This is a genomic window from Paraburkholderia ribeironis, from assembly GCF_900019265.1.
GTDB classification, from domain to species: Bacteria; Pseudomonadota; Gammaproteobacteria; order Burkholderiales; family Burkholderiaceae; genus Paraburkholderia; species Paraburkholderia ribeironis.
Genome location: NZ_CYGX02000092.1, coordinates 1 through 7,716, shown reverse-complemented (window position 1 = coordinate 7,716; position 7,716 = coordinate 1). Strand labels below are relative to the sequence as shown.

Genomic DNA, 7,716 nt, shown 5'->3' with positions numbered 1-7,716 from the left:
AGCGGTTTAGTCCTTCGTCCACGTACGGACATTAAGCGCGGGAACGCAGAGCGACTTGGTTAGTGTCACTCTGCGGCTCACCGGTTGTTCACGCAAGGCGATAAACGTTGAACGCCGTCCCGCCGAACAGTGCAGCACGTTCGTCAGCGCTTGCCTGCGCAGTCAGGCGTTTCAATGCGTTCCAGCCGTTGCTATACGGATATGAGCCTTTGTCGACCGGGAAATTGCTCTCGAACATGCAACGCTTTGTGCCGAACGTCTCGATGCATGTATGCATCCACGGTTTCCATGCTTCGGCCAATTCAAACGACGATGGTGGACGCTCCCCCTTCTCGAAGTCAAAGCCGTTGATCCGCATTCCCAGGCCGCCGACCTTGACGTACACGTTTGGCAGTTGCGCCAGTTCGCGCATGGACCGTGACCAGCTATCGAAGGCTTCTTTCCGCTTATCCGCATAGCTGGCGATGCGCACGATTCCGCCGCAATGGTTAATGATGATGGGCAAGTCCGGGTGGCTCTTCGCCAGATCGAATAGCTCCGGGAGTTGCGGAAAGAACAGCCATGCATCGTACGACAGACCGCGTGGCGCCAGCTGCGCGACACCTTCGCGATACTTCGAATCAAGCAATAGACCGCGTGGGACCGCAGAGAGGGGGTTGACGAGGGTTTGATCTGCGTCCCAGGTCACCAGATGGCGTACGCCCCGAAAGCGCCCGTTGCCGGCGGCAATATGGGCGTCGAGGACGCTTTGCACGGCAGCGCCGCGACGAAGGTCCGCGTAGCCAACCATACCCTTTGCTACCTGCGGCGAACCGGCGGGTAACGCCGCGACGGCGTTCGCTACATACTCGGTTTCTCCCACGGGCCGCAACTCTTCTGGGCCCGTCTGGCGGTATCGCGTCAGCCCCTGCATGAACACGGACGCCGTGATATTGTGCCCGGAGCAGGCGTCCGCCAGATAGTCGTCTAGCAGGTAGATCCAGCCGGGACGTTCGTAGAAGTGATGATGCGCATCGATAATCGGCATCTCGGGCTCAAGGGCCGCTTCGGTACCCGAAGCGAGCCATTCCGGGCGCGCCGGGAGATAGTTGCTGGCTGTCTTCATGTTGCGCGCGTCCTCTGTGGCGAACGCATGTCTGGTAGCAATGGTGGAGGACGCAACCGATGCTGCGGCAGCGGCGAGAACCCTGCGCCTTCCTCGTGAACGGATAGTGTCCATGGTCATTTCTCGCGAATGAAGGCATACAGCGAGAGCGTCAGCAAGGTCGTGATGCCGAGCACGATTGCAAGCCCCATCATCCCGGCCGTGAAGGTGCCGAAACTGTCCTTCAGATAGCCGACGAGATAAGGTCCGGCGAAGCCTCCCAATGCGCCAATCGAATTGATCAGTGCGAGGCCTCCGGCAGCTGCCTGTCCCGACAGAAAGCGGGCGGGCAGTGTGTAGAAAATGGTTCGTCCGGCAATCGTACCTATCAGTGCCAGCGTCACGCCGACCATCGCTGGGCCAAGGTGGTGAAAGTGCGTTGATACGCCAAGTGCCACACCGCCGATAAGAAGACCCGCCGCAAGGTTCGCAATTACTCCACCACGACGATCGACACGTTTGGCCCACCACAGCAGTGCGACCGTGGCAAAGAAGTAGGGCACCGCAGACAGCCAGCCGGTCTGCGTAACGCTCATTCCGTGTCCTTTGAGCATCTGGGGCAGCCAGATGCCGATCCCATACGAGCCCATCGTGAACCCGAACGAGATCATCGCGAGAATGTACAGGCGCACATCCTTGAGTGCGGCGCCAAAGTGCTTCTGCTGCCGGCCCGATGAACCTTCGCGATCAAACGCGGCCTGGAGAGCTTCGCGCTCCACCGGCGACAGCCATCTCGCATCAGCAGGGCGGTCCGCAAGCATCTTGAGCACGAGGAAGCCTATTACGCATGCGGGCAATCCCTGGATGATGAACATCCAGCGCCAGCCCGCCAGCCCCAACGCACCGTCCAATTGCAGCAGCCACGTCGAAAGCGGCCCGCCGATCAGCGAGGAAAGGGGCGTCGAGACGGTAAACCACGCCAGTACGCGAGTACGGTACTGAGCGGGAAACCAGACAGCCAGGAAAAAGATCACGCCGGGAAAGAAGCCGGCTTCGCCGATTCCCAACAGCAGCCGGATGACGTAGAAGCTGTTGGGTCCCACAGCAACGGAGGTAGCGGCGGCCATGATGCCCCATGTGATCATGATCCGCGCAAGCCACCGCCGCGCGCCAAAGCGATAGAGCGCGAGATTGCTCGGGACTTCAAAGATGCAATATCCCGCGAACATGATGCCGGCGCCCCAGCCGAACTGGGTCGCGGTCAGCCCGAGATCCTTGTTCATGGTCAGGGCGGCGAAGCCGACGCTCGTACGGTCGAGGTAGTTGAAAAAATACGCGAGGGCCAGCAGCGGAATAAAGCGCCACGCCGCTTTGCGCACCGCCTGCTGTTCGAGCGAACTATCGTTGAGGCTGCCGGCAGCCATGCCGGGGGAAATAATAGATGTCATCGTCGTGTCCATAACTTCGCCGGTCCGCTGCGAGGATTGGCGCGACCGGGTGGTTTCATGCGTTAGCGGTTTCATCCGTTAGCAGCTTCAGGCACTGGCAAGCTCGTTTGCCGATGGGCTGGTCTGATCGCCTGGCTGCCACTCCTGACGGCGGACAACGCCGGCCTCGGTCAACTGCCTGAGATCCTCAGCCGTGTATCCAAGCTCCGACAGAAGCGCCTGCGTGTTCTGTCCAAGCGCCGGCGGCGCAGCGCGCAGGCGCAGCCGTTCACCGGCGAGGGTCAGAGGCAGTAGTGCGGTTCGCGTGATAACCGGCTGTCCGGCACCGCTTGCATCCGGCGGCAGCGTGACGTCGGCGAGTCCGCCGGTGGCGAGGAGGTGCGGATCGTCAAACAGGTCCTGGGGCTTCGTGATCGGGGCATAGGGCAGGCCAATCCGCTCGAAAATCCGGCCGATCTGCGCCGCGCTGAACGCCTCCATGTGCGTGCGCAGACGGGGCAGTAACCAGTCGCGCGCCTGGACCCGCTGGTTGTTGGTGGCGAACCGTTCATCCGCTTTCAGCTCATCCAGCCCGAACGCATCGCAGAACAGAGCCCATTGCGTGTCCGACACGACGGCGAGAAATATCTGTTCTCCTTCCTTGACGGAAAACACGTCATACACGGCCCATGCGGAAATGCGGCTTGGCATCGGTGCAGCGGCTTTGCCAGTCACCGCGAACTGCATCATGTGCTGCGCGACGAGAAACACGTTGTTCTCGAAAAGGGCACTTTGCACTTCCTGGCCATGACCAGTGCGTTCACGTTGCGCGAGTGCGGCCATCGCGCCGATCGCGCCGAACATGCCACCCATGATGTCGTTGACGCTCGTGCCGGCGCGCAGCGGGCGGCCTTCAGGTCCGGTCATGTAAGCGAGGCCGCCCATCATCTGCACGACTTCGTCCAGCGCCGTGCGATGGTCATAAGGGCCGGGCAGAAAGCCTTTGTGCGAAACGTAAATGAGGCGCGGGTTCAGCTTCGACAGGGCGGCGTAGCTGAGCCCCAGCTTGTCCATCGTTCCGCTCTTGAAGTTCTCGCTGAAGACATCTGCGTTACCGAGCAGCTTGTGCACGATCTCGAGCCCACGGGGATCTTTCACGTCGACGGCAATGCTCTTCTTGTTGCGGTTGAAAGTGCTGAAAAAACCCGCTCCCGAACCACGGAGGGCGCGGGTGCTGTCGCCGGCGATCGGCTCGACTTTGATGACCTCTGCGCCCAGGTCTGCGAGCACCATGCCACAGGTCGGTCCCATCACCATGTGGGTCATCTCGATCACACGCACGCCGCTGTAGGGTAGCGATTGATTGTTCTGGACATCATTCATTGTGCGACTCCCTTCAGGCAACCTTCGGGCTGCACAGCGCTTGGGCTGCGGTCGTCCGCATATCTGAATCCTTTGGGCAAACCGGCATCGTGCACATGTCCGTACAAGGCTTCTCCGGGCAGGGCTTCGGACAGGATCGAGCGCGCTGCAACGAGGGCATCGATGTCGATCCCGGTGTCGTATCCCATCGCTTCAAGGAGGAACGCAAGGTCCTCGGTGACGATGTTGCCGGTCGCACCGGGAGCGTATGGGCATCCGCCGAGACCTGCCTGGCTGGAATCGATTGTCGTGACGCCCACTTCGAGTGCGGCGACTACATTCGCGAGACCTTGGCCGCGCGTGTTGTGAAAATGAGCACCGCCGGCCTTGCTGCCGAACTCGCCTTGCAGACGGCGGAACAGACGACTAACCTGCGCCGGATTAGCGTAGCCGCTGGTATCGGACAGGCCGATCTCATCGACTCCGCACTCCGCCATCGCCGCACACATCCGGATCGTCTGGTCATCGCTGACTGCGCCGGCAATCGTGCAGCCGAAGGCCACTGAAACACCCGCTTCGATTGCGATGCCGGGATATTCAGCGTCTCGCAATGCGACGATCTGCCGGACTTCTTCGATCATCTGGCCGGTCGTTTTTCGGATGTTGGCGATCGAATGCTCGTTAGTCACCGACACCGGCAACGTCACCTTGTGAACACCCGCTTCAAATGCAGCCTGACACCCGCGCCGGTTGGGCGCGAGGACCGCAACGTGAAGTCCGGGGATCGTTAGTGCGTGCGTCACGACCTCACGGATGTCGGCCATCTGGGGCAGCGACTTCGCGGGCACAAACGAGCCGACTTCGATTTCTCTCAGTCCGGCCGCGGCGAGAGCGGAGATCCACCGCAGTTTCGCGTTGGTTGGCATGACGCTTCTGATGCTCTGGAGACCATCGCGCGGACCAACTTCGCTGACCATCACAGGACAAGGGCGGGAAGTGCTCAAGATTTTCTCCTTGGCGTTCTGCAGAAGAGAACGAAATTCTGATAACCAAAACTATAGAGGCGGGCCCAAGGGCCATCAAGCTGGTTAACCCGTTCTGATGAGGAATATTATGGAATATCGTTCTGTACAGAAGAACAACGGGGGCCGTGTTTACCCCGCTTCGGCGAATCTGCAGCGCAAGCTCACAGGAAGGTTTGATGGTGCAGAGCTCTCATGCGGAGCGGGCTCCCGCCCTTCCAAGTTGCATTGGCTCGATGCTGGAGGCTGTCCGTGACTCGGTGCGAGCGGCCTTTATGATGCGTTCTGCTATGGAGTGCAGAACTACGTTTGATGAAGCAGACGAAAGGGGCGGTTGTGAGATCAGGATCGCGCCGGACTTCGATTTGACGTCAGTTGATGAAGTTGACTCGTGTCGGATGAACCCCTACGATGGTCTGTCCAACAGAACGGTATTCGAGATGCAATCGGACGATGCAGAAAAAGGTGGAGTAGCGGCGCTTGACCGGGCATTCGCAATTCTTGGCGTTTTCCAGCCCGGCGAACGTGCGCTTTCTCTGGCCGAAATCGCCCGGCGAACGGGCTTCTACAAAAGCACAATTCTTCGATTGCTGAGCTCGCTGGAGCGGGGCGGGTTTATCCGCAGACTGGAAGGCGGTAACTATTCGATTGGTCCTGAACCGCTCCGGCTCGCACAGATATTCCAGGAGTCGTTTCACATCCGTGAGGTTATTGAGCCAGTACTACGGCAGCTATCAGCGGATTCTGGTGAAACGTCATCGTTCTACGTCAGGCAAGGCGAGTATCGCGTGGTCTTGCATCGTGTCGAGCCGCCTCGCTCGGTGCGCGTGTCGATTCGCGAGGGAGAGCGCTTTCCGATTGATCGCGGTGCGTCCGGAAAAATACTCATCGCGTTTTCGAAGCCCTCTCGGGCCACGCACGATGCGGTGCGCGAAAGATTGTGGGCTTTGTCCTACGGGGAGCGCGACCCAGACACGGCAGCAGTTTCGGTTCCCGTGTTTGGCCCAAATAACGAACTTGCGGGCGCCCTGACGTTGTCGGGCCCGAAACATCGGCTCGGCGGCAGCGACACGATGCGAGCGGCGTGCAATCTCTTGCTAACCGCCGCAACGCGGGCGACTGCTGCGCTGGGGGGCGATCACCGCATCTTCGCTTATGGAATGGCGCTCGCCGCGCAGTTCGATTTCATTCCGGTCGCCGAAATTTCAAAGACATGACAGAAAACCCCGATCCACAATCACCCGGTCTGGGCGCTGATTGGTATCTTGAAAGGCGGGAAGCGCGCAGAGAGTCTTTTGATGTCGGTTCAGCAGGCGAGCCGATGTAGTCGGTCCGTATCGATGATCTCGGCCTAGGAGCTCTCGAAAGTATTTCACCGCGTACTGGCGACATTCATAGGGTTTCCAACGTGTTCGAGGATCGCGTCTCGGCCAGTGTTCACGTGTACTGGAGAAACATCGGGCGGATTTCACGGCACGTCTTTGATCCAGAAACGAGCATGCGCAAGACAGTTCGCATACCAAATCAATGCAGACCTCGTACGTCGCGAAGAATTCAATCGGTTGCTTATGCCTCCAGCTTCCTGCGAAACTCAGCCTTGTCGTTCCGGTCCTCGATCAAAACATTGTTTCATTGTTGAGCTGCAGCAAAAATTTGCCGGGTCTTTGTGTCTAGAATTGATTCACTTTCAACTGGTTGCGGGTTTTTCAAGGTCTCTGAATTTGCCTGAGAGCCTTTGTAGGCAAGGGTTTTTGCTGTATGGGTCTGAAGCGGCTGGAATCCTGTTGCTTTGGCGGTCAAGATGGCGAAAAGCCAGCCACGGCAAGGGATTCCAACGAAGTTGAGTGAGGCAGAGTTTGAGCAATTTGTCTTGCCGCATCTAAGGCAACGCTGATCAACTCCACCGATCCGGTAAGTCAAGCGTTGTAGAGATCGGGTTCAACGAGGAATGCAGAACAGGATGAAGCCGCAGACGCTGGCGATGGCAGCCGATCAAGGAGCGGGTTTCGAGACCCACCGCAACCGCACTCAGCGCGACGAATTTCTCGACACGATGAATGCGATCGTACCGTGGACGCAGTTTTGCGCGGTGATCGAGCCGCACTATCCGAAGCGCGGCAATGGCCGCCCGCCAATTGGCCTGGAGCGCACGCTGCGGATGCACTTCGTGCAGCACTGGTTCAATCTGGCTGACTTCGCGTGCGAAGAAGCGCTGTATGACAGCGCCAGCCTGGGCTGCTTTGTGGGGGTTGACCTGGGCTGCGAACCCGTGCCCGACGCTGCTCAAATTCCGGCGCCTGCTGGAGACTCACAAACTGGGTGAGCAGTTGTTCGCCGAATTGGGCCGGGTCCTTCAGGGGTCGAAGATTCGCGCCCGGGTGGAACATGTCTTCGCCGTCGTGAAGCGACTGTGGGGATTTACCAAGGTTCGCTATCGCGGGCTGGAAAAGAACGCCAACCGGGCGTTCGTCGCGCTCGCACTGGCGAACGTCTACCTGTCGCGCAGAAAACTGATGCCGCTGGTACGCCCATAGTGGGCGAAAGGCGGGCAAAGTGCCCGTCCACAATGCCCGAAAGGGCCGAAAAGCAGGGGCTTAAGCTCGGCCTCATGACTTGGCGACGTTCAAATCGCTGACGCGTCGTCAATTTAGTGGCTTGTTTAGCTTAGCCCTAAGCCGGGGCCGCGACGTGGACCGGCTCCAACGCTGGCGTTGCACACGATCTTTAATTACGTCCTGCAGCTGCTTTACACGGGCTGTCAGTGGAAAGCCCTGCCGATCAGGATGAACGCCAAAGGCCGCCCCGAAATTCATTACGCGCG

General features: G+C 59.4%; 6 protein-coding genes and 1 pseudogene. 2 read left to right on the top strand and 5 right to left on the bottom strand.

Annotation, left to right across the window (positions count from 1 at the left end; translation table 11 throughout):
• Nucleotides 1-88: 88 nt before the first annotated feature.
• The 4 genes from BN2475_RS29605 to BN2475_RS29590 form a co-directional block, all read right to left on the bottom strand.
• Nucleotides 89-1,219, bottom strand: coding sequence for an amidohydrolase family protein (locus tag BN2475_RS29605; RefSeq protein WP_174642076.1), 1,131 nt, complete (start codon nucleotides 1,217-1,219; stop codon nucleotides 89-91).
• A 2-nt stretch (nucleotides 1,220-1,221) separates the two neighbouring features.
• The gene (locus tag BN2475_RS29600; RefSeq protein ID WP_425435583.1) at nucleotides 1,222-2,532 is read right to left on the bottom strand and encodes an MFS transporter; all 1,311 of its coding nucleotides are present in this window, start codon (nucleotides 2,530-2,532) and stop codon (nucleotides 1,222-1,224) included.
• A gap of 87 nt (nucleotides 2,533-2,619) precedes the next feature.
• A complete protein-coding gene (locus BN2475_RS29595; RefSeq protein WP_094782959.1) occupies nucleotides 2,620-3,894 on the bottom strand; it encodes a CaiB/BaiF CoA transferase family protein in 1,275 nt (424 codons plus the stop codon).
• Entirely contained in the window at nucleotides 3,891-4,850 is a 960-nt protein-coding gene (locus tag BN2475_RS29590; protein ID WP_174642078.1) for a hydroxymethylglutaryl-CoA lyase, read from the bottom strand. Before BN2475_RS29590 ends, BN2475_RS29595 begins: the two co-directional genes overlap by 4 nt.
• A gap of 485 nt (nucleotides 4,851-5,335) precedes the next feature.
• Here BN2475_RS29590 and BN2475_RS29585 point away from each other — a divergent pair, with 485 nt between their 5' ends.
• Complete coding sequence (locus tag BN2475_RS29585) at nucleotides 5,336-6,112, top strand: IclR family transcriptional regulator (RefSeq protein WP_094782962.1); 777 nt, start codon at nucleotides 5,336-5,338, stop codon at nucleotides 6,110-6,112.
• Between the two features lie 412 nt (nucleotides 6,113-6,524).
• On the opposite strand, the gene BN2475_RS34420 is transcribed toward BN2475_RS29585, so the two are convergent.
• Nucleotides 6,525-6,695, bottom strand: coding sequence for a hypothetical protein (locus BN2475_RS34420; protein WP_159444628.1), 171 nt, complete (start codon nucleotides 6,693-6,695; stop codon nucleotides 6,525-6,527).
• A gap of 160 nt (nucleotides 6,696-6,855) precedes the next feature.
• Here BN2475_RS34420 and BN2475_RS29580 point away from each other — a divergent pair.
• Nucleotides 6,856-7,429, top strand: a pseudogene (locus BN2475_RS29580) (transposase).
• Nucleotides 7,430-7,716 lie beyond the last annotated feature (287 nt).

Bases quoted from the DNA above. Each gene is read 5' to 3' on its own strand.
- BN2475_RS29605 (WP_174642076.1), bottom strand. From the start codon at position 1,219: ATGGACACTATCCGTTCACGAGGAAGGCGCAGGGTTCTCGCCGCTGCC.
- BN2475_RS29600 (WP_425435583.1), bottom strand. From the start codon at position 2,532: ATGACATCTATTATTTCCCCCGGCATGGCTGCCGGCAGCCTCAACGAT.
- BN2475_RS29595 (WP_094782959.1), bottom strand. From the start codon at position 3,894: ATGAATGATGTCCAGAACAATCAATCGCTACCCTACAGCGGCGTGCGT.
- BN2475_RS29590 (WP_174642078.1), bottom strand. From the start codon at position 4,850: ATGGTCAGCGAAGTTGGTCCGCGCGATGGTCTCCAGAGCATCAGAAGC.
- BN2475_RS29585 (WP_094782962.1), top strand. From the start codon at position 5,336: ATGCAATCGGACGATGCAGAAAAAGGTGGAGTAGCGGCGCTTGACCGG.